The 25966-nt window shown below is 64.6% G+C and carries 23 protein-coding genes; 12 read left to right on the top strand and 11 right to left on the bottom strand.

Features of this window, described 5'->3' with window-relative positions:
• Nucleotides 1-21: 21 nt before the first annotated feature.
• A complete protein-coding gene (locus BRAD3257_RS06085) occupies nt 22-1326 on the bottom strand; it encodes an ABC transporter substrate-binding protein (protein WP_122406400.1) in 1305 nt (434 codons plus the stop codon).
• 23 nt (nt 1327-1349) lie between these two features.
• Nucleotides 1350-2240, bottom strand: coding sequence for a metallophosphoesterase (locus BRAD3257_RS06090; RefSeq protein ID WP_122401097.1), 891 nt, complete (start codon nt 2238-2240; stop codon nt 1350-1352).
• A gap of 111 nt (nt 2241-2351) precedes the next feature.
• On the opposite strand from BRAD3257_RS06090, the gene BRAD3257_RS06095 reads away from it, so the two are divergent.
• The 4 genes from BRAD3257_RS06095 to BRAD3257_RS39600 all read left to right on the top strand — a co-directional run bounded on the left by BRAD3257_RS06095 (nt 2352) and on the right by BRAD3257_RS39600 (nt 6179).
• Nucleotides 2352-2966 carry a TetR/AcrR family transcriptional regulator gene (locus BRAD3257_RS06095; protein ID WP_160118752.1) on the top strand — a complete coding sequence of 205 codons (615 nt, stop codon included), beginning with the start codon at nt 2352-2354 and terminating at the stop codon, nt 2964-2966.
• Between the two features lie 487 nt (nt 2967-3453).
• A complete protein-coding gene (locus BRAD3257_RS06100; protein ID WP_122401099.1) occupies nt 3454-5271 on the top strand; it encodes a UvrD-helicase domain-containing protein in 1818 nt (605 codons plus the stop codon).
• A gap of 205 nt (nt 5272-5476) precedes the next feature.
• Entirely contained in the window at nt 5477-6013 is a 537-nt protein-coding gene (locus BRAD3257_RS06105) for a right-handed parallel beta-helix repeat-containing protein (protein WP_122401100.1), read from the top strand.
• 25 nt (nt 6014-6038) lie between these two features.
• A complete protein-coding gene (locus BRAD3257_RS39600; RefSeq protein ID WP_160118753.1) occupies nt 6039-6179 on the top strand; it encodes a hypothetical protein in 141 nt (46 codons plus the stop codon).
• A gap of 218 nt (nt 6180-6397) precedes the next feature.
• On the opposite strand, the gene BRAD3257_RS06110 is transcribed toward BRAD3257_RS39600, so the two are convergent.
• Nucleotides 6398-7420 (bottom strand): alpha/beta hydrolase, encoded by a 1023-nt coding sequence (locus BRAD3257_RS06110; protein WP_122401101.1) that lies wholly within the window; start codon nt 7418-7420, stop codon nt 6398-6400.
• A gap of 184 nt (nt 7421-7604) precedes the next feature.
• Nucleotides 7605-7820 carry a hypothetical protein gene (locus tag BRAD3257_RS06115; RefSeq protein WP_181956129.1) on the bottom strand — a complete coding sequence of 72 codons (216 nt, stop codon included), beginning with the start codon at nt 7818-7820 and terminating at the stop codon, nt 7605-7607.
• Nucleotides 7821-7971: 151 nt separating this feature from the next.
• Here BRAD3257_RS06115 and BRAD3257_RS06120 point away from each other — a divergent pair, with 151 nt between their 5' ends.
• Complete coding sequence (locus tag BRAD3257_RS06120; protein WP_244607870.1) at nt 7972-9462, top strand: amidohydrolase family protein; 1491 nt, start codon at nt 7972-7974, stop codon at nt 9460-9462.
• A gap of 3 nt (nt 9463-9465) precedes the next feature.
• Nucleotides 9466-10395, top strand: a complete 930-nt coding sequence (locus BRAD3257_RS06125; RefSeq protein WP_122401103.1) for a CobW family GTP-binding protein — start codon at nt 9466-9468, stop codon at nt 10393-10395.
• Between the two features lie 15 nt (nt 10396-10410).
• Here BRAD3257_RS06125 and BRAD3257_RS06130 read toward each other — a convergent pair whose 3' ends face one another.
• From BRAD3257_RS06130 to BRAD3257_RS40725, 3 genes are all read right to left on the bottom strand, one after another.
• Nucleotides 10411-10806, bottom strand: coding sequence for a GFA family protein (locus BRAD3257_RS06130; protein ID WP_122401104.1), 396 nt, complete (start codon nt 10804-10806; stop codon nt 10411-10413).
• 152 nt (nt 10807-10958) lie between these two features.
• Nucleotides 10959-11084: a hypothetical protein gene (locus BRAD3257_RS41660; RefSeq protein WP_283809938.1), complete on the bottom strand. Its 126-nt coding sequence runs from the start codon at nt 11082-11084 to the stop codon at nt 10959-10961.
• A 13-nt stretch (nt 11085-11097) separates the two neighbouring features.
• Nucleotides 11098-12096: a hypothetical protein gene (locus BRAD3257_RS40725; RefSeq protein ID WP_244607871.1), complete on the bottom strand. Its 999-nt coding sequence runs from the start codon at nt 12094-12096 to the stop codon at nt 11098-11100.
• Between BRAD3257_RS40725 and BRAD3257_RS06145 the strand changes: the two genes are divergently transcribed.
• From BRAD3257_RS06145 to BRAD3257_RS06155, 3 genes are all read left to right on the top strand, one after another.
• A complete protein-coding gene (locus BRAD3257_RS06145; RefSeq protein WP_122406401.1) occupies nt 12095-13816 on the top strand; it encodes an AMP-binding protein in 1722 nt (573 codons plus the stop codon). The two genes, BRAD3257_RS40725 and BRAD3257_RS06145, sit on opposite strands and share 2 nt — an antisense overlap.
• 13 nt (nt 13817-13829) lie before the next feature.
• The gene (locus BRAD3257_RS06150; RefSeq protein WP_122401105.1) at nt 13830-17135 is read left to right on the top strand and encodes an acetyl-CoA carboxylase family protein; all 3306 of its coding nucleotides are present in this window, start codon (nt 13830-13832) and stop codon (nt 17133-17135) included.
• Nucleotides 17136-17375: 240 nt separating this feature from the next.
• The gene (locus tag BRAD3257_RS06155; RefSeq protein WP_162500132.1) at nt 17376-19229 is read left to right on the top strand and encodes a sigma-54-dependent Fis family transcriptional regulator; all 1854 of its coding nucleotides are present in this window, start codon (nt 17376-17378) and stop codon (nt 19227-19229) included.
• 154 nt (nt 19230-19383) lie between these two features.
• Here BRAD3257_RS06155 and BRAD3257_RS06160 read toward each other — a convergent pair whose 3' ends face one another.
• Complete coding sequence (locus BRAD3257_RS06160; RefSeq protein WP_122406402.1) at nt 19384-19938, bottom strand: flavin reductase family protein; 555 nt, start codon at nt 19936-19938, stop codon at nt 19384-19386.
• Nucleotides 19939-19995: 57 nt separating this feature from the next.
• The gene (locus BRAD3257_RS06165) at nt 19996-21093 is read right to left on the bottom strand and encodes an LLM class flavin-dependent oxidoreductase (RefSeq protein ID WP_122401107.1); all 1098 of its coding nucleotides are present in this window, start codon (nt 21091-21093) and stop codon (nt 19996-19998) included.
• A gap of 216 nt (nt 21094-21309) precedes the next feature.
• On the opposite strand from BRAD3257_RS06165, the gene BRAD3257_RS06170 reads away from it, so the two are divergent.
• The 3 genes from BRAD3257_RS06170 to poxB all read left to right on the top strand — a co-directional run bounded on the left by BRAD3257_RS06170 (nt 21310) and on the right by poxB (nt 24710).
• Nucleotides 21310-22236 carry a 2-dehydro-3-deoxygalactonokinase gene (locus BRAD3257_RS06170; protein ID WP_122401108.1) on the top strand — a complete coding sequence of 309 codons (927 nt, stop codon included), beginning with the start codon at nt 21310-21312 and terminating at the stop codon, nt 22234-22236.
• Between the two features lies 1 nt (nt 22237).
• Nucleotides 22238-22870: a 2-dehydro-3-deoxy-6-phosphogalactonate aldolase gene (locus tag BRAD3257_RS06175; protein ID WP_122401109.1), complete on the top strand. Its 633-nt coding sequence runs from the start codon at nt 22238-22240 to the stop codon at nt 22868-22870.
• Between the two features lie 103 nt (nt 22871-22973).
• Nucleotides 22974-24710 carry a ubiquinone-dependent pyruvate dehydrogenase gene (poxB, locus tag BRAD3257_RS06180; RefSeq protein WP_122401110.1) on the top strand — a complete coding sequence of 579 codons (1737 nt, stop codon included), beginning with the start codon at nt 22974-22976 and terminating at the stop codon, nt 24708-24710.
• A 197-nt stretch (nt 24711-24907) separates the two neighbouring features.
• Here the strand turns inward: poxB and BRAD3257_RS06185 are convergent, their stop codons facing one another.
• Both BRAD3257_RS06185 and BRAD3257_RS06190 read right to left on the bottom strand, forming a co-directional pair.
• Nucleotides 24908-25273 (bottom strand): hypothetical protein, encoded by a 366-nt coding sequence (locus tag BRAD3257_RS06185; protein ID WP_162500547.1) that lies wholly within the window; start codon nt 25271-25273, stop codon nt 24908-24910.
• Nucleotides 25274-25570: 297 nt separating this feature from the next.
• Nucleotides 25571-25861 (bottom strand): hypothetical protein, encoded by a 291-nt coding sequence (locus BRAD3257_RS06190; protein ID WP_122401111.1) that lies wholly within the window; start codon nt 25859-25861, stop codon nt 25571-25573.
• Nucleotides 25862-25966 lie beyond the last annotated feature (105 nt).

Below are 25966 nucleotides of genomic sequence, written 5' to 3' on the forward strand. Positions count from 1 at the left end.
GGCGAGCCGGGGTCCGGGCGATCAGCGCGGCATCAGGGCCTGGGCGTTGTCCTGCGCGGCTTTCATCGCGTCGGCGGGATTCATGCCGCCGAACACGGCCATCTCCGCGCCTTCCATCATCATCTTCTGGATCTGGCGGTAGTTGGGGCCAGGGAAGGAGACCCAAGGCTCCAGCATCGCGAGCTGTTCGAGATTGGGCTTGATCAGCGGGTGCTTCTTGACCCAATCGCCGAGATATTGCGGATCGTCGACGATGTCGGTGCGCAGCGGCAAATAGCCGATCTCGGAGGTGATGACGGTATAGGCCTCTTTCGAGGTCATGAACTTCATCAGCTCCCAGGCGGCGCGGCGCTTGAGCGGATCGCGGCTGAGGATCACCAGCGCGCTGCCCGAATTGTTCGGACGCTGCGGCTTGTCGCCGAAGCGCGGCATGGTGGAGGCGCGCAAGTCGAACTTGCCCTGGGCGCCGCGGACCAAAAAACCCTGGATGGCGGAGGTCTGCAGGTACATCCGGATATTGCCGGCGGCCATGCCCTCCATCGCCGCGTCGATCTCCAGATTGGTGTAGGCCCCGCTGTCGTAGAGATCGCGCAGCATCGCCACCGCCTCGACCGAAGCCGGCTCGGAGAAGGTCAGTTTCTTGCGATCGTCACTCATCAGGCTGCCGTTGTTGGAGCGCAGCACGCCCTGGAACAGCCAGTCACCGGCCGAGGCGCCGAAGATGCCGGTCGCGACGCCGGCTGCCTTCGTCTTCTTGGTGATGGCGAGCGCCGCGGTCTTCACCTCTGCCCAGGTCTTCGGCGGATTGTCCGGGTCGAGCCCGGCCTTCCTGAACAGATCGGCGTTGTAGAACAGCACCGGGGTCGAGAAGGTATAGGCGAGGCCGTAGGTCTTGCCGTCGAGCATGCCGAGCTTCAGCCCGTTGGGCGACATCCCGGCAAAATGAGCCTTGCGCTCCTCCTCCGACACGATGTCCTCCAGCGCCGCGACGCCGAGATTGTCGACGCCGAAGGCGAGGTCGGAGAACACCATCTGCGCCACGTCCGGAATGCGGCCGGCGGCGACATCGGCCTGGACGCGGCTGGTCAATTCGAAGGAGCTGGCGCCGACCGGCTCGACCTTGATCTTAGGATTGACGGCCTCGAACTGGGCGATCAGCCGCTTAGTCGCCTCGGCGCCGATGCCGGCCGAGGCGAGGTTGTAGTTGTAGTAGCTGATCGTCACAGGGCGGTCGACGGTCGCAGGGACGTTCTGAGCGAGAGCCGGAAGCACGGCGCCTGCCGCCAGGAGCGCGAGCGCGCCCCGCAGGAAGGATCTGACGTTCATGATCATGGTTCCTGTGAGGTGGGTCATTCGGCGGCCAGCGTCTGGGCTTGGGCCTCAGCTTCGGCCTCGTAGCGCTTGATGATCTCGGCCATGCCGGAGAAGCTGTGAACCTTGAGCTCGCGGCGCTCGGCCGGCTGCGGCACGAAGGAGATCGTCAGCCCGGAGGAGCGCACGGTGCCGATCGCGAAGGAGGCGCCGGAGACCATGCGCAGTTCCTCATGCAGCCGCAGCACGTCGGTGGCGGCATGCTGGCCGATGCCGACGATCACCGGGATACCGTGCCAGTTGCTGACGCGGTCGTAATGCATATGGCCACAGAGGATGCCGAGCACGTTGCGGCGGCCGTCGAGCACCGCGCGGAGCGCCTCTGTATCGGTGAAGGAGAGTGCCTCCCATTCCAGGTCGGGCCGGTCGGCATCGAGTGCCGGCGCATGGTGCATCGCGATCAGCTTCGGCAGTCCCGGCTCGCGGTCGAGCTCGGCCGCCAACCAGTCGAGCTGCCCCGGTTCGAAATGCCCACCGATCTTGTAGGGCGTGCTGGTGTCGACCAGGATCACATGGATGCCGTCGATCACCGCAGAATGGTCGTAAGGGACGGACAGATCCTTGGTCCGGCCGAGCATGGCAGGATAGAAGCCCTGGCGCTTGTCGTGGTTGCCGAGGGTGAAGAGCACCGGCATGTCGAGCGCGGCCTCGGCCAGGATGGCCTTGAGCTGCTCGTAGCTCCCGATGTCGCCCCGATTGGTCAGGTCGCCGCTGGCGATCACGAAGCTCGGCTTCGGCTCGATGCGCTTCACATCGGCGAGGATCGCCCGCAGCGTGGCGGTGGTGTCGGAATAGAGATGGTCGTCCTGCACGGCGGGGTCGCCGATGTGCAGGTCGGTGAGGTGGACGAAGGTCAGCGGATGCGACATGGCGGGGCTCTGCGTCAAATCGAGGGGCGCAGACGGATACGTTTGTTGAAGGCAGCGTATTCGCTCTTGCGCGAGGGCGGCGGCACCCTATCTAGGCATCATGACAACCGAATGAACGTTCATTCAATCATGCATGCCATCGTTTTCGACAAGCGCGAGCGGATCCTGGCCGCCACCGCCAAGCTCATCGTTCGCAACGGCCTGCAATGCTCGATGGCGGAGATCGCCTCGACGGCCGGCGTGGCCACCGGCTCACTTTACACCTACTTCAAATCGAAGGACGACCTAGTCCGCGGCGTCTATGCGCAGCTGACCGAAGCTATCGTCGCGGCGCTGATCGTCGAGCACGATGCCGCGACTTCGCCCGAGGCGCGGCTGCGCCGTTATATCGAGGATTATATCGCCTTCGTCTGGACGGATGCCGACCGGGCGCTGCTGTTCGAATATCTCTCGAACGTGCCGATCGTCCCCGCCGCCGAGATGCTGCAGATCTTCGCGCCAGTCATCGCTTTCACCAACAAGACCATCCGGGAGGCGCGTGAGGCCGGCGTGCTGCGCGATTTCGGAACCCACGACATGGGCGCCTTCATCGGCGGCGGCCTGCGCAACACCTTGAAATGGATGCGCGCCCGCGGCGAGGAACTCAGCCCGGAAAGGCGCCGGCAACTTGCGGCGATGTGCTGGTCGGCGATCGCTGCGGAGCCCGAGGCGATCGGCGAGGACTGACCGCGTCTGGCGTTACCGCCCTAACTACGAATGACGGCGCGAGTAACCGAACTCGCGAGCTGAGTTCCGCCCGTGACGCCCGTCGGGCGCGTCGCGCATCATCATCGTAAGGGGGGCGCGCCTGGCACTCGTTTCGGGAGCTGTTCGCGTTTCGAGTGACGAGCTCCGCGTGCCAACCATGTGCTCCATTTCTTCAAGGTTTCTTCAAAAGCCGGTCGAGAATTGAGGCGCATAGTACCGAGCGTGAACGAACTAAGCGATTGAAAATACGTCGTTTATTGACGTTCGCCGGTGTTCGCCAACACCAACGTACGAGATGCAATTCTCTCAAGGCTGAAACAGGGATTCGATTCCCCCCAGGGAGCGCCAGATAATCCTAAGCCATTGAAAACCTGCACACTCTAGGCGACCATGTGAACCTGGAGAGACTGCCCTGCCACATGCGTAGTCTCACAAGGTGGTCCGCAATGGCCCTCGCAGTCGCAACATGGCAATCCTGATCCCGAGTCTCGGCTTCGCGCGCTTCGACAGCCGTGGCGAGCTTCGATTGGCCGAGCGGCTCAAGGACTTCCTCGAAGACAACACCGTCGTCTGGCACAACCTCCCGGTTGGCCCTCTCAACCGGCATCCGGATTTCATTATCGTTCATCCCGCGAACGGTTTGCTCGTGCTCGAGGTGAAAGACTGGCGGCTGGAGACGATCGTTTCGGCGGACAAGACGAAGGTCGAGTTGCTGACAAGTCGTGGTGTCGTGCGGGAGAGTAATCCGCTCGAGCGGGCTCGCAAGTACACGTTCGAGGTCGTGCGCACACTGGAGCGCGACGGGCAATTGTTGTTTCCGCCCGGTCATCGCTTCGCGGGCCGGGCCATTGTTCCGTTCGGCTTCGGGACCGTGTTCACCAACATCACGCGCAGGCAGTTCGACCAGACCGATCTCAAGGAGGTGTTCGCCGAGCACCTCTGTCTGTTCAAGGACGAAATGACGGAGGGCGCCGATCCCGAGGAATTCCGGGCCAGATTGTGGCGCATGGTTCATCCGCGTCTCGGAGACCCCCTATCCATGCCGCAGTTCGACCGCCTGCGGGCGCTGCTCTTTCCGGAAATCCGCATACGGCAGATCGCCCTGCCTCTGGACGACGCGCCTCGGGCCGATCCTTCGGACCGGACGCTTGCGGTCATGGACCTGCATCAGGAGCAGTTCGCGCGCAGTCTGGGAGAAGGGCATCGAATCATTCGCGGCGTCGCCGGATCGGGCAAGACGCTGATCCTGGCATTTCGGGCCGAGTATCTGGCACGTGCGGCGGCAAAGCCGGTGCTGATCCTGTGTTACGCCAACGGCATCGCCGGGCGGCTCGAGGACGCCATGCAGAGCAGGGGCGTGGAGCACCGCGTTCAGGTTCTCACCTTTCATTCCTGGTGTTACCGGATGCTGCGGACTTATGGGATTCCGGCCCCCTCCGAGCGAGACTATCCTGACTACGCAGAACGCCTGGCTGCGAGCGTGTCGGAGGTCGTGAAGGCCGTCGATCAAGGCCACATCCCAATGGAGCAGTACGACGCTGTCCTGATCGACGAGGCGCACGACTTCGAGCCGCAATGGCTCGCGCTGGCGGCCAAGATGGTGAACCCGCGCACGAAGGCGCTGATGGTCGTCTACGACGATATTCAGGCCATCTATAAAGGACGTGAGCGCCCGGTGTGGAGTCAGCTCGGGATCGAGGCGAAGGGCAGAACGACCGTGTTGAAAGTCAACTATCGCAACACGGCGCAAATCGTTGCCTTCGCACGACGCTTCGCTGCAGACGTCATTGGCGCTCCCGGCGTCACGGCCGACGATGAGCACGCCATCCTGTTGCCCGAGGATGCGGGTCGGCAGGGACTGGAGCCCGCGGTGCGGCGTTGCGTGAGCATCGACGCAGAAGCTCACTGCGTCGCCGAGTGGTTTCTCGACCGGAAGAAAGCCGGGTACGAGTGGTCGCAGATGGCGTGTCTCTACCCGGAGCACTGGATCGGCGGGCGGGTCGCGCAGATCCTCGCCAGGCATGACGTGCCGATCGATATGGCCAAGGACAATCGCAACAGGGTTTCGGTCAAGCGCGTCGCCGTGCGGTTCCTGAGCATGCACACCGCGAAAGGACTGGAGTTTCCGTGCGTCGCCATTGCCGGCTTGGGCTTGCTCGGCCGCCACGGCGAGACCGTGGAGGAATGTGTCCGGCTGACCTATGTCGGGGTGACCCGGGCGACTCACGAAGCGCTGCTGACGTATTCGAGCGAGTCGGCATTGGTGCAGCGTTTGATAGCGTAGAGCATGTTGGTATCGACGCGAACCACATCGGTCGTTCGTCGCCTGCTTTTAAACAACGCGCTCCGTCGAAATTAAATCCTGATCATTAGTTTTCAGTTCTCCTGATGGGGCGGCAAAGAACCAGATCAAGTCGGACTGAGCCGCGACGTATCGAACCGCATGAAACTTAGTCTGCGCGTGCATTGCTCAAGGGGATGAACACAACATGGCAATTGCTGGATTTCCAGACGCGAATAGCACCGGTCTTCCTAGTGGCGTTATTCCGACTCCATCGGGCGACGTGACTGTCACTCAGCCAGGTACCGTAATCGACGCTCTCGATGTCAAAGGCACGATTTCGGTCCAGGCCGATAACGTCACGATTGAGAATAGCCGCATCACGTCCAGCGATTGGACCGGCATCTGGATCAAGGATGGCGTTGCAGGAACTGTCGTCAAGGATAGCGAGATTATAAACGTTGGAAGCAGCCCAAATGGCGCGAACGGCATTGTCGGGTCCGGCACATTCCTGCGCAACGATATCCATGACGTGGAGAACGGTATTATTGTTACAGGCTCGAGCCTCGTCCAAGACAATTATATCCACCACATGAATGCGCCGAATGTGCGTCTCGGCACGTCATTGGGTGGCCCGCACTACGATGGTATCGAGATCGACGGCGGCGTTTCAGACGTCGTCATTCGGCACAACACGGTCATCAACGAGAACAGCTACGTGTCGGCCGTGATGATCATTCAATAATGACTTCGGTGAGTTCAGCAAGAGCGTGTTCGACAGTTTTGCGAGCGTTCTCTCCCACGCGGCCCAGTCAGGCCACGACGTCGTTATCGCGGCGGGGAGCGACACCCTCACGCTGAAGAACACCCAGCTCGACAAGCTGAACAGCCACGACTTCCACTTCGCGTAAGCAGATGGGACGAACTGCTTAGCGAGCGCCAAGAGCCAGCTAGCCGGCGGCGGTGTTGCCGCCGGCTAGCGGCGCCGTGGCGACACCGCCACCCGGAGGGCCGCGTTTGCTCAAAGCGCGACGCGGTGGTCTGAAAAGATCCTGCTCAAGCAATGACCTGAAGCGCGGCAACGATTCATCCCAATCTGATCGCGCCCTAGCTGCGCAAGTGCGCGCCCTTACGCCGTGGTGCCGTCGATCGAGCGGCGGATCACGCGCTGCACTTCCGCATTCGACAAGAACAGGTCGTGGTTGATGATGCCCCAGCCTTCCTGGGAGGCATCGACCACGCGCACGCCGAGCCGCGCGATGGTGGCCTTCTCGGCGGCGCCGACCCGGGTCATTCCCCCGGCGATCTGCCCCGACAGCGCCAGTGCACGATCGTTCGTCGAGGCAATCACGGTGATTTTGCCGGTTAGCGGACCGATGCGCTGGATTGACGACGAGAACACGTCCATATCGATGTCGGGCGAGGCAAACACCACAGCGCCGATCTTGCTCGTGACTGTATCGCCGTATCGGGCATAAAGCTGACGCAGGCTTTCGAGCGTCAGCATCGTTCCCATGCTGTGCGCAACGATGTGCACGCGGCCGCCGCCTGGCGCCGAGACGAGCGCGGAGAGCACGCGTTCGAAAGCGTCGCGAGACCACATCGCGCTGTCGCGGTCATAGGCGTAGTCGAACAGTCCGGCCTTGGACGGCCAGGAGAACACCATGGTCCGGCCGCGGAACTTGATTCCGTCGGAGAGATGGACGCCATCCAGCACCGCCGTCTCGAATGTCTGCTTGAAGCCGTGCACATAGATCAGCACGTCCCCTGCGCCGGCCTGCGCAGCGAGATCGCCGGCGTCGGTCGACACCGGTTCGATCCGGTCGAGACGCCAATCGTCGAGTCCAACCGAGGCGAGAGAAAGACGGCTCTCGTCCGGGGCCACCAGCTTCGCCCGCGCGACCGTCATGCTCGTCGCGCGCTCCGGCCCGAACCAGGGTTTGGTGCGGCCGTTCACGGGCTTACGCGTGGTGACGACGAGCAATGTGGGGTCAACGGACAGCGACGAGGCGTCGAAGCGTGCGCCGGTCGCACCCAAGCCGGCGCATCCGCCCAGCGCGAGTGCGCTTCCTGCCGACACGAGTCCGCCAAGAAGCGCGCGGCGCGAAACAGAATGACGGGAGTCGCGTTGCAGAAGACGTCGGACGATCACACGGAACCTCGGGAACTTTGCCCACCGTAACGCCGCCCCGCCCAGCTCCCTGAATGACAATGGGGGCGAGAAGACGGCAGAGCCAGTTTCGCACTCGGCAGCGTGGACATGGCGTCCACGTTCCCGCCGCAGGACTTGCGAGCGTCCGGCGAAGTTCCAACCGTGTCCGAGCGGGGACGTCAGATCAGCCCACGATTTCGATCTCATGCAGCGCGCACCGCTCGCGCAAGGCCTGCTCTATCGCCTTATTCTCGTATGCATGCCATCGATCGATCGCACCTCGTCTGGCGAGCAGGGCCTTGAATTTCGGGTAAGCGCCTCGCTTGCTGAAGAAATAACGGACGTCGTCGAAATCATCAGGCAGACACTCGCGGGCAAAATCGAGCGTGAAGCGGAGCATAGCTCGGGCAAATCCTGCCGCGAGGATGCGGGCGCGTGTCTGCGATCCCCTAAATGGCCTTCCGCTGAAGCATGATGCATCGGCCTTCGTGAAGGTGGTCGTTGCCCCCGGAATCTGCCTTGATGCGATTTCAAGGCGGAGGAGTGGCGAGATGAGCGGATTGGTGATCTCTGGCGGCCGGGTGGTGGATCCCGCGAGCGGGATGGACGCCGTTGGTGATGTGGCGGTGGTGGACGGCAAGATCGCCGCGGTCGGCACGGGCCTCGGCGGCGCCGAGCGGGTGATCGACGCGACCGGGCTTGTGGTGGCCCCGGGCTTCATCGACCTGCATGCGCATGGACAGTCGATCCCGGCCGACCGCATGCAGGCGTTCGACGGCGTCACGACGACGCTCGATCTCGAGGCCGGCGTGCTGCCGGTCGCATCCTGGTATGAGCGCCAGGCGCGGAAGGGCCGCGTGCTGAACTATGGCGCAGCCACCAACTGGGCCTTCGCGCGCATCGGCGCGATGACCGGCTCCAATGCGGAGAGCTCGCTGGAGGCGTTCGGCAACGCCATGCGCGATCGCCGCTGGATGGACAATGTCGCAACCGATGCGGAGGTATCAGGCATCCTCGAGCGTCTCACCCGCGGCCTCAACGAAGGCGGCATCGGCATCGGCATTCTGAACGCCTATGCGCCGGGCGCCGGCGTCCAGGAGCTGACGGCGGTGTGCCAGCTGGCTGCGGCCAAGGACGTGCCGACTTTCACCCATGTCGCGTTCATGTCGCGCATCGACCCCGAAAGCGCGGCGGAGGCCTATATCCGCCTGATCGGCTATGCCGGCGCCACCGGCGCGCACATGCACATCTGCCATTTCAACTCGTCGAGCAAGACCGACGTCGAGCGCTGCCGCGTGCTGATCGAGAAGGCGCAGGCGCAGGGGCTGCCGATCACGGTCGAAGCCTATCCTTACGGCACCGGCTCGACCGTGCTGGCCGCCGCCTTCTTCAGTGATCCGGAGTTCGTCGAGCGCAACGGCACCGGCTACGATTCCGTCCAGCGCGTGACCGACGGCTACCGCTTCCACGACCGCGAGGAGCTGCTCAAGGCGCAGGCCGAAGAGCCGTCCTCGCTGGTGCTCTGGCACATCCTCGACACCGAGAACAATGCGCATCACCGCGACCTGCTCGACATGTCGGTGCTCTATCCCGGCGGCGCGATTGCCTCCGACGCGATGCCATGGACGCTCTCCGACGGCACCACCTATACCGGCGATGCCTGGCCGCTGCCGGATGATGCCACCTCGCATCCGCGCTCGGCCGGCTGCTTCACGAAATTCATCCGCGAATGGGTGCGCGAGCGCAAGACCGTTTCGCTGCTGGAGGGCGTGCGCAAATGCGCGCTGATCCCCGCGGAGATCCTCTCGCAGAGCACGCCCGCGATGCGGGCCAAGGGCCGGCTTGCGAAAGGCGCGGATGCCGACGTCGTCGTGTTCGATTACGAGAAGCTCTCGGACCGCGCGACCTTCACGGCGATGAACCGTCCCTCCGAAGGCGTGCGGCATCTGATTGTCAGCGGCGAGGTGCTGATCAGCGACGGCGTGCTTGATGTGGCGGCGCGGCCGGGTAAGCCCGTGCGCCGCCCTGTCGTTGAGGGCTGACCCATGCAGGTCCCCATTCTCCTGGTGACGGGCTTTTTGGGGGCCGGCAAGACCACGGTCGTGAACCATCTGCTGGCGCATGCTGAGGGGCGGCGCATCGCCGCCGTGGTCAACGATTTCGGCGCGATCAACATCGATGCGGAGCTGATCGCGGGCGCGAGCGATGGCGTGGTCAGCCTCAGCAATGGATGCATCTGCTGCTCGCTCGAGGGCGATCTGTTGCGCACGCTCTCGACGCTGCTGCGGCGAGATCCCAAGCCCGAGTATATCGTCATCGAAACCAGCGGCGTCGCCGATCCCGCCGACATCGTGCGCAATCTGATGGACCCGGTGATCCTGCGCGAGGCGCCGCTGGAGACGGTGCTCTGCGTGATGGATGCGACGGCGCCGGCAACGGCCCTGGATGACGCGCTGCTGCGGTCGCAGTTGCGCGTCGCCGATATCGTCGCGTTGAGCAAGCTGGATCTGGCGGATGCGGGCGCGGGGGCGCGGATGCGCGCGGCCATCCGCGCGCTGCGTGTTCCCGCCGTGGTGGTTGATGCAAACCACGGCGAGATTCCGGCCGCGCTGCTGTTCCCTGCGAATGCCGATCGCGCGCCCGCGCCGCGCGAGGTCGGCCCGCGCCGGCCGGCGGAAGAACGCTTCGAGACGCTGAGCTGGACCTCGGACAAGCCGGTCTCGCTGCCCCGCCTGCAGCAGGCCATCAACCGATTGGCGCCAAAGCTGGCGCGCGCCAAAGGCCTGTTCGAGACCGTCGAGCAGCCCGGCCGCATGATGGTGTTCCAGTTCGCGGCCGGCCGCGCGACGCTGGCACCCGGCGATGCGCCGGCGCCGGGCGTGCCGCGATCACGCATCGTCTTCATCGCCGAGCTCGGCGTTCTCTCGAAGGCGCAGCTCGACGCGATCATGGAGGCGTGCGTTGATGGGGTGTGAAGCCCGCGTCGTGTCTCAATCCTCCACGGACAATCCATCCCCATGGACATACCATTCGGCGCGCGATGACCACTGCACATGCCGGTCGGGTGTCGCATCCAGCTTCTCGTCGAACGCGCCGGCATGGATGATCGCCTCGCGCCCGCTGCGAGTCAAATGCGGCATCGGGCTGCCGCAGATCTTGCAGAACGCGGTGGCAAAGCTTCGCGCATTGGGCAGATCGAAGCGCGCGACGGATGCTTCACCGCGCAGCCATCGCAGCGCCTGCGCCTTCACGATGACCTCGCAGGAATGCGCCGTTCCTGTCGCCTTGCGGCAGCGCGAGCAGTGGCAGTTGAGGAAACGGTCGAACGGACCATCGACCTCGAAGGCGACCTCTCCGCACAGGCAGCTGCCGCGGAACACCACCATCTCATTCAACCTCCGGCTCGGCCGGTGCCTTCGTCCGTCTCGTCCGGGGAGCGCCGTGGGCGCCGCGCAGTCGGATCATCGTATCGATCTCCGCACCCCATCAGAGCCTTCCGGCGATCAATTCTCAAGAGGAGATATGCGACCAGAGCCTGTCAAAGCTCAGCAGAACGCAACCGCGCCAGCGTCGCCGCGTCCTCCTTGTCGGAGCCGACGAACTGGCAAACGAGTGAGGCGAGCTCACCCGGCTGCTTGCGCCGTGCGACCGCAAGCAGGCGCATCAAGCCCGCCTGGTCAATGCAGCGTGGGGCTTCCGACCAGCCAGCTCTTCATCGCCATCATCCGGTCATGCTCGAAAGACCGCAGGTGCCGGTCGGGCAGGATGAGACCGGCCATGCGGAAGATCGTTGCAAGCCCCTGGACCGGCGCGAGCGCCCAATCGGCGCCGACCGGTAGCAGCCAGCGCTCGAACTGCTCGCGCGCGACATCGATGCGGTCCCGCTGCGCCGCGGCGATGGCGCGCAGAATTCCGTGCTCGCCGTCCGACATGCGGGGACAAGTCGGGCAATGCACTTCGATGGCGGTATGGGCCGTGCAGGCGAAGATCTCGATGATGGACTCCAGCGACGGCACGGCATCGCCGACGCAAAAATGGTCGTACACCTCCTTGATATCGGCCGCGGTCGGAACGGCGCCTCCGCTGCGTGCCTTCGCCTGAATCCCCAGATGAAGAGCCGCTCCGCCGCGCTCAGCGCAGGGAGCTCGAGGACCCTGGTATGTGTCGATTGATGCATTGAGCCTCTGGCCTTTGGCTGCGCTCACGCCGGAGTTGGCGCGGATGATCTGCGCCGATCGTTCTGCCAGAGACCTCATCAAGTCAACGCTCGGAGAGGCGACGTCGAGGTGTTCTAGATTGGAAGAATTCGTATCTCTGATGCAGTCAGTCTCGCTTGCCTCGATGCCGTCTCCGGCACCGGGCAGGTCTCGCAAAACATCTCCGGCCTCACCGACGCCACGGCGGCGACCGGCGAGGCCGCCGGCCTCGTCCTGCAATCGAGTGGCCGGCTGGCGCAGAAGCTGCAATCGCTCGAAACCGAGGTCAGCGCCTTCGTTGCAGGCATGAGCTAGCGAAAGAGCGCTGCGAGACGTCTGGTATTTCCGCGTCGCGGCATCGGCCGCGACGCGGTGCTGTTTTTCTTGACATGACCTCTGCCGTGCTCGACCTGTAGCGATGTCGATCGACGGCACCTGCGTGCCTTCGCGAGAAGAAAAGCAACACGGGAAGGACGTCATGAACGTGGGCCTCGACGAGAAGGACTACCTCGCCACCCTGCGCGGTTTGTGGGACAAGGCCTGGCCGCGGGGCATGCCGCGCTCGCCGAACTATCTGCACGGCGAAGTTCCCTTGACGGAATATCTGCGCGCCTGGGCAAAGCGCAGTCCCGAGCGGCCCGCGGTGATCTTTTACGGTCACGTCACCACCTATGCCGATCTCGACCGGCAGAGCGATCGCTTCGCGGCGCTGCTCGAGGCCAAGGGCGTGCGCAAGGGCGATCGCGTCGCCGTGTTCCTGCCGAACTGCCCGCAATTCCACATCGTGTTCTTCGGTATCTTGAAGCTCGGTGCGGTCCATGTCCCCGTCAGCCCGCTGTCGCGCGCGTTCGAGCTGTCTTACGAGCTCAACGACACCCAGGCCGAAGTGATCGTCGCGCTCGACCAGCTCATCCCGGTCGTCGAGCAGGTCCGCGGCGAGGTGCGCCTGCGCGAAATCATCGTCACCAGCTTTGCCGACGTCGTTCCGCCAGCGCCTGCGTTTCCCGCGCCTGACTCGATCCGCACACCGCGCATCGCGGTACCGGGCGCAACCGATCTGTTGACCGCGCTCGCGGCAATGCCCGCGCCAACCCCGCTGCCGCCACCGGATCTCGATGATGTCGCGGCGCTCAACTACACCGGCGGCACCACTGGCATGCCCAAGGGCTGCGTCCATACCCATCGCGACATGGTCTACACCGCCGCCGCCAATTACGGCATCTCGGTGCTGTCGGACGAGAGCAGCGTGTTTCTGTCGTTCTTCCCGGAGTTCTGGATCGCGGGCGAGAATTTCGGCTTGATCTTCCCGCTGTTCTCTGGCGCGACGCTGGTTTTGCTCGCGCGCTGGGACGCCGTCGGCGTGATGGCGGCGATCGACAAGTACAAGGTCACGATCACCGCGATGCCGGTCGACGGTGCGGTCGAGCTGATGGATCATCCGCGCTGGCGCGAGTTCGACCTGTCGTCCCTGAAGCAGGTGCGCGTCGTCTCCTTCGTCAAGAAGCTCAATGCCGACTATCGCAGGCGCTGGAAGGATCTCACCGGCACGATCCTGATGGAGGCGGCCTGGGGCATGACCGAGACCCACACGTCCAACACGTTCACGGCGGGCTTCCAGGACGATGATTTCGATCTCAACAGCCAGCCGATCTTCGTCGGCCTGCCGGTCCCCGGCGCCGAGTTCAAGATCACCGATTTCGAAACCGGCGCGCTGCTGCCGCTCGGCGCGGAAGGCGAGATCCGCGTGCGGACGCCGTCGCTGCTCAAGAGCTACTGGAACAAGCCGGAGGCCACCGCGGAGTCGCTCGTCGACGGCTGGCTGCGCACGGGCGATATCGGCACCATCGACAAGGACGGTTTTCTGCACTTCCTCGGCCGCCGCAAGGAGATGCTGAAGGTCAAGGGCATGAGCGTGTTTCCGCCGGAGATCGAGGCGCTGCTCGGCCAGCATCCGAAGGTGCTGGGCTCCGGTGTGGTCGGGCGCGACGACCCTGATAAGGGCCAGGTGCCGGTGGCCTATATCCAGCTCAAGCCGGAGGCGGTAGGCACCATCTCCGCGGAAGACCTGCGCGCCTGGTGCGCCGAGCGCATGGCCGTCTACAAGGTCCCGGAAGTGCGTATTATCGAAGCCCTGCCACTGACGGCGACGGGCAAGGTGAAGAAGCAAGAGCTCAATCCCAACCTGCCCGCTGCCGTTTGAGTGAGAGACCACGATGTCGTTCAAGAAGCTCCTGATTGCCAATCGCGGCGAGATCGCCATCCGCATCGCGCGCGCGGCGGCCGACGCCGGCATCGCGACGGTTGCGATCCACCCCGCCGACGATGCGCTGTCGCTGCACGTGCGCGTTGCCGACGAAGCGGTCGAAATCCCCGGCCGCGGCGCCCGGGCCTATCTCGATATCGATGCGGTGGCGAAGACGGCGACGGCGGCTGGCTGCGATGCCGTGCATCCCGGCTACGGCTTTCTCAGCGAGAACGCGGCATTCGCCGAGGCTTGCAGCGATGCGGGCATCGTTTTCGTCGGGCCGAAGGCCGCGGCGCTCGAACTGTTCGGTGACAAGGTTGCGGCACGGCAACTGGCAAAGCGCTGCGGCGTCCCCATCATCGCCGGCACCAGCGGGCCGTCCTCGCTGGAGGAGATTTCGGCGTTCTTCACTTCTCTGGGCAGCAAGGCGGCGATCGTGATCAAGGCGATGGCAGGCGGTGGCGGCCGCGGCATGCGCGTGGTCGAGAACGCGTCCGATCTCGCGGAAGCCTATGTGCGCTGCCAGTCGGAGGCGAAGGCGGCATTCGGCTTCGACGGCGTCTACGCCGAGCGGCTGATCCGGCAGGCGCGCCATATCGAGGTGCAGATCATCGGCGACCGCCATGGCGCGATCTCCCATCTCTGGGAGCGCGAATGCACCATCCAGCGGCGGCACCAGAAGCTGATCGAAGTGGCGCCGAGCCCTTCGCTGAGCGATGCCCTGCGCGGCCGTATCATCGAGGCGGCGAAGCAGCTCGCGGCAGCCGCGTCCTACGATAGTCTCGGTACATTCGAATTCCTGATCGACGGCACCGCCGAAGACAGCTTTGCCTTCATCGAGGCTAATCCGCGGCTCCAGGTCGAGCATACCGTGACGGAAGAGGTGCTCGGGCTCGACCTCGTCCGCGCCCAGCTCGCGGTCGCTGCAGGCAGCACGCTGGCCTCGCTGGGTCTTGCGCAGGGTTCGATCCCGAAGCCGCACGGCTATGCCATGCAGCTCCGCGTCAACATGGAGACGCTGGACGAGACCGGCGCGACGCATCCGACCGGCGGCGTGCTTGCCGTGTTCGAGCCGCCGTCGGGCCCAGGCGTCCGCGTCGATAGTTTTGGCTATGCCGGCTACAAGACCAGCGCAGCTTTCGATTCGCTGCTGGCGAAAGTCATCGTGCATACGCCGGGCGAGGCCTGGCATGACGTGGTCGCCAAGGCTTCGCGTGCCTTGCGCGAGTTCCGGATCGACGGCGTCGTCACCAACATCGCCTTCCTCCAGGCCGTGCTCGCGCATCCCGATTTCAGGACCAACCGCATCGCGACCGATTTCATCGATCGCAACATCGCAAGACTTGTCGAAGCCGCCGATGGCGCAGCCAAGCCGCTTTACTTCGCTGCGACCGAGCGAAGCGGCACGCTCGCCGCTGAGGCGCACGTCGCGCAAGTCGTACCCGAAGGCGCGGTGATGGTTGCGGCGCCGCTGCAAGGGACCATCGTCACCATTCAGGTGAAGGAAGGCGAGATCGTCCGCCCCGGCCAGCAACTCGCCGTGATCGAATCCATGAAGATGGAGCATCTGATCATGGCCGAGCAGGGCGGCCGCGTCATGAAGCTCGTCGCCGGCGATGGCGTTACGCTGCTGCATGGCGAGCCGATCCTGTATCTCGAGCCGCTCGACGTCGCGGCTGATAGCGCGGCGGCGGAATCGGAGATCGATCTCGACCACATCCGCCCTGATCTTGCCGAGCTGATCGCGCGCCAGGCCAACACGCTTGACGAGAACCGCCCGGCTGCGGTCGAGCGCCGCCGCAACACCAACCAGCGCACCGCGCGCGAGAACATCGCACAGCTCGTCGACGACGGCTCCTTCATGGAGTATGGCAGTCTCGCGATCGCGGCACAGCGCCGCCGCCGCAAGCTCGACGACCTCATCAAGAACACGCCGGCCGACGGCCTGGTCATGGGCGTTGCCACGGTCAATGCCGAGAAGTTCGGCGCCGAAGGCGGCCGCTGCATCGTCCTGGCGTATGACTATACCGTGCTCGCGGGCACGCAGGGCCACATGAATCACAAGAAGATCGACCGCATGCTGACGCTCGCGGAAGACTGGCGCGTGCCGCTGGTGTTCTATGCGGAAGGCGGCGGCGGCCGACCCGGCGATACCGACCGGCTCGGGATGACCGGCCTCGACGGTCCGTCCTTCGTGCAGTTCGCAAGACTGTCGGGCCTTGTGCCGGTGATTGGCGTGGTCTCCGGCTATTGCTTTGCCGGCAACGCGGCGATGCTCGGCTGCTGCGACGTCATCATCGCCACCAAAAACGCTTCGATCGGCATGGGCGGTCCCGCGATGATCGAGGGCGGCGGGCTCGGCGTCTATCACCCGGCCGAGGTGGGCCCGGTTTCGTTCCAGTCGCCGAACGGCGTCATCGATATATTGGTCGAGGACGAGGAAGAGGCGACGCGCGTCGCGCAGAAATATCTGTCCTATTTCCAGGGCGCGGTGACCGAGTGGGAAGCCGCCGACCAGCGCCTGCTTCGCCGCGCCATCCCCGAGAACCGATTGCGCGTCTACGACATCCGCGACGTGATCGACCTCCTCGCCGACGAGGATTCCGTGCTTGAGCTGCGCCGCGATTACGGCGTCGGCATGATCACCGCGCTGATCCGCATCGAGGGAAAGCCGTTCGGCCTCATCGCCAACAATCCGCGCCATCTCGGCGGCGCCATCGATGCCGATGCCGGCGACAAGGCTGCGCGCTTCCTCCAGCTCTGCGACGCGTTCGATCTGCCCATCGTCTCGCTCTGCGACACGCCCGGCTTCATGGTTGGCCCCGAAGCGGAGAAGACTGCGATCGTGCGCCACGTCTCGCGCATGTTCGTCACCGGCGCGAGCCTCACCGTGCCGCTGTTCGGCATCGTGCTGCGCAAGGGCTATGGTCTCGGCGCGCAATCGATGATCGGCGGTGGCTTCCACGCCTCCTTCTTCACCGCGGCCTGGCCAACCGGCGAGTTCGGCGGCATGGGCCTGGAGGGCTATGTCCGCCTCGGCTTCCGCAAGGAGATGGAGGCGATCGCCGATCCCGAGCAGCGCGAGACCTATTACCGCAATAAGGTTACCGAGCTCTATGCCAACGGCAAGGCGGTCTCGATCGCCTCGGTGTTCGAGATCGACAACGTCATCGATCCCGCCGAGACGCGGCGCTGGATCATGGCGGGGCTGCGCTCCGTGCCGAAGCCCGAGCCGAGGACGGCGAAGAAGCGGCCGTGCATCGACACGTGGTGAGGGCGGTGCAGCAATGCGCGCCGTAAGTTTCTAGCGAACTCGCCTCCGCACCGTCATGCCCGGCTCGTCCCGGGCATCCACGTTCTTTCGCACGCGCTGAAATACGTCGATGGCCGCGACGAAGCCCCGCCATGACGGCGCTGAGGCATCGCGCGATACAACTGCGTCCCCGGTTTCCGATTGACATCCCCGCCTGTGGTGCCAGACTTTGCACAATAATACAGGGTGGAGACGTCCGCGATGGCCAGCCTTTCGGCCTCGAACCATGTCGCCCGTGTCTTGTCCGTCGCCAACCACGTGGCCGACGTCGATGCCTCTTCGCGGATTGCCAATTCCTGGCGGCGGTGCCTCGTCAATCACAAGCTCGATCCCGCCCGTCAGGGCCCGCCGCAAACGCTGACCGAATCCGAGATCCGGCATGCCGCCGAACCGATGGAGGAGACGATCAGGCTCGCCACGCCCGAGCTCGAGGATCTCGCCCGCGTGCTGCGCGACGCCGGCTATTGCGTCAATCTCGCGGATGCGAACGCGACCATGCTGTTCAGCCGCCTGCCGGGCGAGGCCGACGCAAGGATGTTCCTGGACTGGAAGATCTACACGGGCTCGAACTTCGCCGAGACATTTGAAGGCACCAATGGGCTCGGCACCGCGCTGGCCGAGGAGAAGCCGATCCTGGTGCATCGCGACGAACATTTCCGCGCGCAATGGCACATGTTCTCCTGCGCCGTGGCGCCGCTGTTCGACCAGGCCGGGCGCCTCGCCGGTGCCATCAACATCACCTCCTGCCGCGAGGATCTGGAGCGCGCCGCACATCAGCTTGCACTCGCGGTGACGATGGAGGCGACGCGGCGGATGGAGGGCGCGATCTTCCGTGGCCATTTCCGCAACGCCTGGATCGCGACCCTGCCCGGCGACGGCGGCAGCGGCCTCGTCGCCTATGACGACGACCGCCGCATCGTGGGCGCCTGCCGTTCCGCGCGTGCGCTGCTGGGCCTCACCGATGGCCTCATCGCATCCGGCATCGATCTGTCGCGCTACATCAAGCTCGATCATCACGCCGCGCGCGGTGCGGACGAGTTGGTCGAGCTGCGCCGCGCCGATGGCAGTCCGTTGGGACAGGGGCGCGTTGCTCCGCCGCTGCGTGCAAGGTCGCATGTGCCGCGCCGCGATGCGCCTGCTGGCCGGTTCGATGCCCTGCATCGGCTTGCTGGACGCGATCCCGGTCTGATCCGAAGCGTGAAGCGGCTCATGAGCATCGGCGATCACAATCTGCCGGTCCTGCTGCATGGCGAGACCGGTGTCGGCAAGGACGTGTTCGCGCGCGCCATCCACGCCGCGAGCAATCGTGCGCGCAACAATTATGTCGCGCTGAATTGCGCGGCCATGCCCGAGAGCCTGATCGACGCCGAACTGTTCGGCTACGAGGCCGGCGCCTTCACCGGCGCGCGGCGCGAGGGCTCGAAGGGCCTGATCGTGCAGGCCGATGGCGGCACGCTGTTCCTCGACGAGATCGGCGATATGCCGATTGCGCTCCAGACGCGCCTGTTGCGCGTTTTGGAGAACCGCGAGGTCTGGCCGCTCGGCGCGCTCAAGCCTGTCGCCGTCGACATCCGCCTGATCAGCGCCACCCATCGCGATCTCGGCCGCATGGCGCAAGAGGGCGCGTTCCGCGCCGACCTCTATTTCCGCCTGCGCGGCCTCGAGGTGCACCTGCCGGCCTTGCGCGAGCGTGCGGACCGCGGCGACATCATCCGCCAGATCGCGCGCGAGGAGGCGCCGAACTGCCGCCTTTCGGACCAGGCCTGGTCGCAGCTCGCGACCTATCCGTTCCCCGGCAACATGCGCCAGCTCCGCCACGTGCTACGGCTCGCCGGCTGTACGGCGGAGAACGGTGTGATTGCCGACTCCGACCTCGATCTGCCGCCGTTTGGCGGGAGGGCGGAGCTGGATCTCGCGGCAGCCGAGCGCGCGACGATCGTGGAAGCCCTGCGCCGGCATGGCGGCCGCGTCACCGAGGCCGCACGCGCGCTGAAGCTGAGCCGCGCGACGCTTTATCGGAAGCTCAAGCAGTTGAATATCGAGACGGCGCAGTAGGGCTCAACTGCATGTGGCGAGGGGGTCTTCCCCCTAAAGCATGATCCGGAAAAGTGCGAAGCGGTTTTCCGGAATGATCATGCAAACAACAAGCTAAAGCGCGATGACGATTCATCCAAATCTCATCGCGCATTAGGAAGAACGCGAGCGCTCGTCACGAAAAATCCGTCCAGCTCAGATGCCGCGCATCGAGGTCGCCGAGCGCGACCATCTCGCGGATCTCGTGCGGCGTATGGAAATTGCCGCGCAGATAGACCAGCGGCTTGGCGGCATCCGCATGCGAGACACCGCGGACCTCACCGACGAAGATCGAATGCGTCTTGGTCTCGAACTCCTGCGCCAACACGCAGTCGAATGCCGCCACCGCATCCGTCAGCACCGGCGCGCCGGTGGCGCCGCGTGTCCATTGCCCGAAGGCAAAGCGATCGTCGCCGTTGACGCCCTTCTGGCCGCTGAAGGTGAGCGCCAGCAGCGCGTGTTCCTCGTGCAGGAAATTGATCGCAAAGGCGCCTTCCTCGCGGATGCGTGCATGGGCGCTGGCATTGCGGTTGACGCAGACGATCAGCGACGGCGGATTGTCCGACAGCGAGCAGGCCGACGTGACTGTGAGCCCCGTGCGCTTGCCGTGCTCCGCGCCGACCGTGACCAGCGCCACGGCGCCGGCACATTGGCGCATGGCCTGCTTGAAATCCTTTGCATCCACGGACACGCGGAAATCTCCCAAATGAATGCGGGTGCGGCACGATCGCGCCGCACCCGCTGCGGGTCAAGCCGCCTTCTTCGCGGAGCCGAGATGCGCAAGACGCGGCATCACCTCGTTCTTCAGCAGCGACAGCGAGTGATGCCAGGCTTCGGCCTTGTGCTTGTAGTCGAAACCGAACACCAGCAGCACGCCGAAGCCGCCGACCTCGTCGTAGATCTTCTCGATCTTCTCGGCGACCGTCGCAGGCGAGCCGACGATCCAGTTCCGCTTGGCGCAATATTCGACGGTGACGTCGCTGTCGGGCACGTCGGGTGCGTGCTTCAGATAGTCCTTGAAGCCGAAATGGCCGAGCAGCGGCAGGAAGTACTCGTGCATCATCCGGCCCATCATGTCGCCGGTCGAGAGCTTCCAGGCCTCTTCATCAGTGTCGGCGACGAACACTTCACGCACGAGACGCCAATCCTGCCGGTTCGGCTTGCGCCCGGTCTTGGCCGCGCCGATCTCGACCGAGTCCCAATGGCTGGAGACATAGGCCGGGTTGAGGTTGAGACTCATCGGGATGAAGCCGCGCTCGCCGGCGAGCTTCAGCGTGTCCGAGTTCTTGGAAAGCCCGGCGACGCCGATCGGCGGATGTGGCGCCTGCAGCGGCTTGATGTGCGGCTTGAGGAAGTCGAACATCGTGTCAGGCTTGGTCACCGTCCAGAACTTGCCCTTGTGGGTAAAGGGTGCCGGCTCGGTCCAGAGTTTGAGAATGATCTCCAGCGCCTCGCGGGTCATGTCGCGATTCTGCCCGCTCATGCCGTCGACGTTGAACATCGCCCAGTCACTCGGCAGCCCAGAAGCCGCGACGCCGAAATTGAGCCGGCCCTCGGAGAGATGGTCGAGCATGGCGACGCGGTTGGCGAGCTCGGCCGGATGGTGATAGGGCAACAGGAAGCCGCCCGGTCCGATGCGCAAGCGTTTGGTCTGCATCAGCGCCTGCGCGATCAGGAGGTCCGGCGTGGGATTGGGTTCCCAGGGTGCGGTGTGGTGCTCGCCGACCCAGGCCTCCTGATAGCCGAGTTCGTCGAGCCAGCGCATGACTTGCAGGTCCCAGTCGTTCCCTTCCTTCAGGCCGCACTCCGGCGGATGCGAGGGCATCGTGAAATAACCGATCTCCATGGGTTTCCTCATCTGATGTTGACGCGTCTTGCCGCGCGTTGACGGATTGAGTGACCCAGCTTGAGCAAGCGGTGTGCCAGCGCGGCGGGGTCTCAAATTGAAGAGAAAGGGCTGGTTTGCCCGCGCAATAGCCGGTATCTCGACGGGAGCCTGCAAGACATCGTCTCATGTGTCGCGAGACGGCGTCTTAGCCGTGAGACGAGGACGAGACCTGACATGACCGAACCCGCTTACGTCGCGGTGGACTGGGGCACCAGCAGCTTCCGGCTCTGGCTGATCGATCGCGCCGGCCAGGCGCTGACCGAGCGCCGCAGCGGCGAGGGCATGCTGGCCGCGGCCAAGGCTGGCTTTCCCACCGTGCTGCAATCGCATCTTGCGGCCGTCGAAGCGCCGGATCATCTGCCGGTGCTCGTCTGCGGCATGGCCGGTGCCCGTAACGGCTGGGTCGAGGCCGGCTATGTCGACACGCCGGCGCCGCTCTCCGCCGTTCTGAAACAGGCCGTGCGCGTGCCGGGCGAGGCGCGCGACATCCGCATCCTGCCGGGCATCGCGCAGCGCGATGCAACAGCGCCGGACGTGATGCGCGGCGAGGAGACGCAATTGCTCGGCGCGCTCGGCCTCGATGCCGCGGGTGAGGCGCTGGTCTGCATGCCCGGCACGCATTCGAAATGGGTTCGCGTGACGGACGGGACTGTCGAACGATTTTCCACGTTCATGACCGGCGAGCTGTTCAGTGTCGTCTCGCGCGAGACCATCCTGTCGCTCGCGGTCGCCGGCGCAGACGACACTGAGGATGTCGTGAGCTTCAAGGCGGCCGTGAAGGCCGCGTTCGACGCCCCGGCCTTCGCTGCCAACCTTCTGTTCACCGCGCGGTCGCGGCAGCTTCTGTTCGGCGGCACGCCGGCCGCGGCGCGCGAGACGCTGTCTGGCACGTTGATCGGCGTCGAGCTGGCCGCGGGGCTCTCCGGCGCCGTGCCGCCAGCGGGTGTCCAGCTGATTGCCTCGGGGCGGCTTGCGATGCTGTATCGGCTGGGTTTCGAGGCGCTGTCGGTGACCGCAAGGCCCGTCGATGCGGATGAAGCCGTCCGCCGCGGCCTGTCGATGGCGGCCGCCGCGATCTGGACGAAGTGGAAGGATTCTTGAGATGAGCGTTCCCTTTCCGTCGATGAAGCGGCCGCTGGTCGCGATCCTGCGCGGCGTCAGGCCCGAGGAGACCGAGGCGATCGTCGGCGTGCTGATCGAGGCCGGCATGACCGCGATCGAGATTCCCTTGAACTCGCCGGATCCATTCCGCTCCATCGCGATGGCGGTGAAGCGGGCGCCATCAGGCGTGTTGATCGGCGCCGGCACGGTGCTGACCACGGCAGATGTCGATCGTCTCAACGATGTCGGCGGCCGACTGATGGTCTCGCCCAATGTCGACACCGAGGTGCTGGCGCGCGCGCATCAGCACGGCATGATCACGATGCCCGGCGTTTTCTCGCCGACCGAAGCGCTGCTCGCCATGCGATCCGGCGCGTCGAGCCTAAAATTCTTTCCGGCGAGCGTGCTCGGCGCCTCCGGCATTGCCGCAATCCGCGCCGTGCTGCCATCAGGCGTGATGATCGCCGCCGTCGGCGGCGTCTCCGACCAGAACTTTGCGGAGTACATCGACGGTGGTGTGACCGCATTCGGCCTCGGCTCCAGCCTCTACAAGCCCGGCATGAGTGCAGCCGATGTCGCAGCTCGCGCAAAGGTGACAGTCGCGGCCTACGATCGGGCGATTGCGAAAAAGTGAGCCGGAACAGACAAGCCTTGATCGTGTGATAGCTTATTGTCCTTCGCGGTGCCGCGATGTTCGCGCATCGTGCGCATGCGAATGGCTGAAGCAGGAGACCGACATGGCGATCAACAACGTGGCCGATCTGTTCGTGGCAACGCTCGAGCAGGCCGGCGTCAAACGCATCTACGGCATCGTCGGCGACAGTCTGAACGCGCTGACTGAGGCGCTGCGTCGCCGCGGCACGATCGAATGGATCCATGTTCGCCACGAAGAGGTTGCGGCCTTCGCCGCGGCCGGCGAAGCCGAGATGACGGGAAGTCTTGCGGTGTGTGCGGGCTCCTGCGGCCCGGGCAATCTGCATCTGATCAACGGGCTGTTCGATGCGCATCGCAGTCGCGTTCCGGTGCTGGCGATTGCAGCGCAGATCCCCACCGCGGAGATCGGCGGCGGCTATTTCCAGGAGACGCATCCGCAGAACCTGTTCCGCGAATGCAGCCATTATTGCGAACTGGTTTCGGACCCGAGCCAGCTGCCTTACGTGCTGGAGAATGCGATCCGCGCGGCGGTGGGCCTGCGCGGTGTCGCGGTCGTCGCCATGCCCGGCGATGTCGCTTTCCGCAGCCCGCCGAAGCGCGCGCTATCGACGGCGCGCGGGCTTGCGCTGGCTGCGCCGAAGGTCGAGCCGCAGCCCGATGAGCTGAAGGCGCTTGCGAACCTCCTGAACCGCGCCGAGCGTGTCACGCTGTTCTGCGGCCGCGGCTGCGCCGGCGCGCATGCGCCGTTGATGCAGCTGGCCGAAGCGCTCAAGAGCCCGATCGTGCATGCGCTCGGCGGCAAGGAGCATGTCGAGTACGACAATCCTTACGACGTCGGCATGACCGGCTTCATCGGCTTCTCCTCAGGCTACGCCGCCATGCACGCTTGCGACGCGCTGGTGATGCTCGGCACCGATTTTCCCTACAAGCAGTTCTTCCCGACCGGCTGCCAGATCGCGCAGATCGACATCCGTCCGGAAAATCTCGGGCGACGCTGCAAGATCGATCTCGGCCTCGTCGGCGACGTCAAGCTGACCATCGAGGCGCTGCTGCCGCTGCTGAAGACCAAGACGCAGCGCAGGCATCTTGACGATGCCATCGTGCACTACAAGAGGGCGCGCGAAGGTCTGGACTCGCTCGCCAAGGGCACGCCCGGCAGCAAGCCGATCCATCCGCAATATCTCGCCAAGGTCATCAGCGACCACGCATCTGAGGATGCCGTGTTCACTGCCGATGTCGGCACGCCGACGGTGTGGGCGGCGCGCTATCTCGACATGAACGGCCGGCGCCGGCTGATCGGCTCCTTCGCGCACGGCTCGATGGCCAATGCCATGCCGCAGGCGATCGGCGCGCAGGCCGCACAGCCCGGGCGACAGGTGATCTCGCTCTCCGGCGACGGCGGCTTCACCATGCTGATGGGCGATCTCATCACGCTGACGCAGATGAAGCTGCCGGTGAAGGTGGTCGTCTTCAATAATGGCGTGCTCGGCTTCGTCGCGCTGGAGATGAAGGCGGCAGGCTTCGTCGACACCAATGTCGATCTGGAGAATCCCGATTTCGCCGCGATGGCGCGTGCGATGGGTATCTTCGCGAAACGCGTCGAAGATCCCGGCGAGCTCCCTGGCGCGATGAAGGAGATGTTGGCGCACGATGGGCCGGCGCTGCTCGATGTCGTCACCGCCAAGCAGGAGCTGTCGATGCCACCGACCATCACCGCCGAGCAGGTCAAGGGTTTCAGCCTGTGGGTCCTGCGCGCCGTGATGAACGGGCGCGGCGACGAGGTTCTGGACCTTGCGAAGACGAATTTGTTGCCGCGTTGATTCCGGCTGAGGCGGCTCGGCCTCACCTCTCCTGAAGAGAGAGGTCGGATCGCATTGCAAATGCGGTCCGGGTGAGGGGTTGCAGTCTCACTGACTGCTGCGGCCCCTCACCCGGATTGCACTGGACGACGCTTCGCATCGCCAAGAGCATTTCCGACCTCCCGCCGATGGAGAGAGGTGAATACCAATGCGCGTCCTCAGCCGCGCTTCGCCGAGGGTAGCGGCAACCGCTCATGGCGGCGCTGGAAGCGTTGCCAGTGCAGCACGATGCCGATCAGCAGCGCCGGCACAAAGCCGAGCATGATCAGGAAGTGCGGCAGCTCCTTCGGCGAGATGAAGGCGATGGCGATGTCAGAGATCAGCCACAGCGCTGCGAACATGACCGCAAAGTCGGTTCGCGGGCAGCGCAGATAATAAAACACGGCGGTGATGACGATGGCCGGCCCGATGGCGATGGCGATCATGATCGCCGTCAGCTCCTTCGGCGTCAACGCGTCGAGCACCATTGATGCCAGCAGCCAGAGCGCGGCGAACATGGCGACGATGTCGATCGGATGCCGCACGACGGTACCTCTCGTGGAACCACGGTATCGTTGTAGACGCGCGCGTCGCCCGTCAAGCCCCAATGTGGTGAAGATCAGGCACTCCGGGTCGCACGGCAACGCCGGGCCGGCAACGTAGGCTGCTGACTCATACACCCGCGGTTCGCCTTGCGCCACCGGCCAGGACGCGCATATTTGCGATCGTGCGCTCGATGTGTCGGCATTCCAAGATCTGGCGATCGAGTAGACGAAGACGTCTCTCGACGCGCTCGAGCTCCGATTTGGGTGGCTGCATCTTATTCGCGGAGATCCAAGTTGCTAAAGCATGATCCGGAAAAGTGCGAAGCGGTTTTCCGGAAAGATCATGCGTAAACAACAAGCTAAAGCGCGATGACGATTCATCCAAATCTCATCGCGCTTTAGCGCTTCCGGTTCATCCAGAAATCGGTTTAGCCACGGAGCCAAGCCGGTCCGCTCGGCGATCAGCCCACGAATGGCGGTGTCGATGGACTCCTCGAGCAACTCAATCCTCGCCTCGTCGATCGCAGCATCGCGTTTCGACGAGCGGGTGGAGAACCTGGCGACGGCGCGCTCCAGATCGGGCAGCATGATCTCAAGAATGCTTGTGCGACGGCGATGGCGCCGCGATCACGAATCGGAATTTACGGTCGTCGGTGTAGGCTCGTGGTCTTGGGTAGCGTACCGCCAGATGCG

The organism is Bradyrhizobium vignae (assembly GCF_900324035.1).
GTDB lineage: Bacteria > Pseudomonadota > Alphaproteobacteria > Rhizobiales > Xanthobacteraceae > Bradyrhizobium > Bradyrhizobium vignae.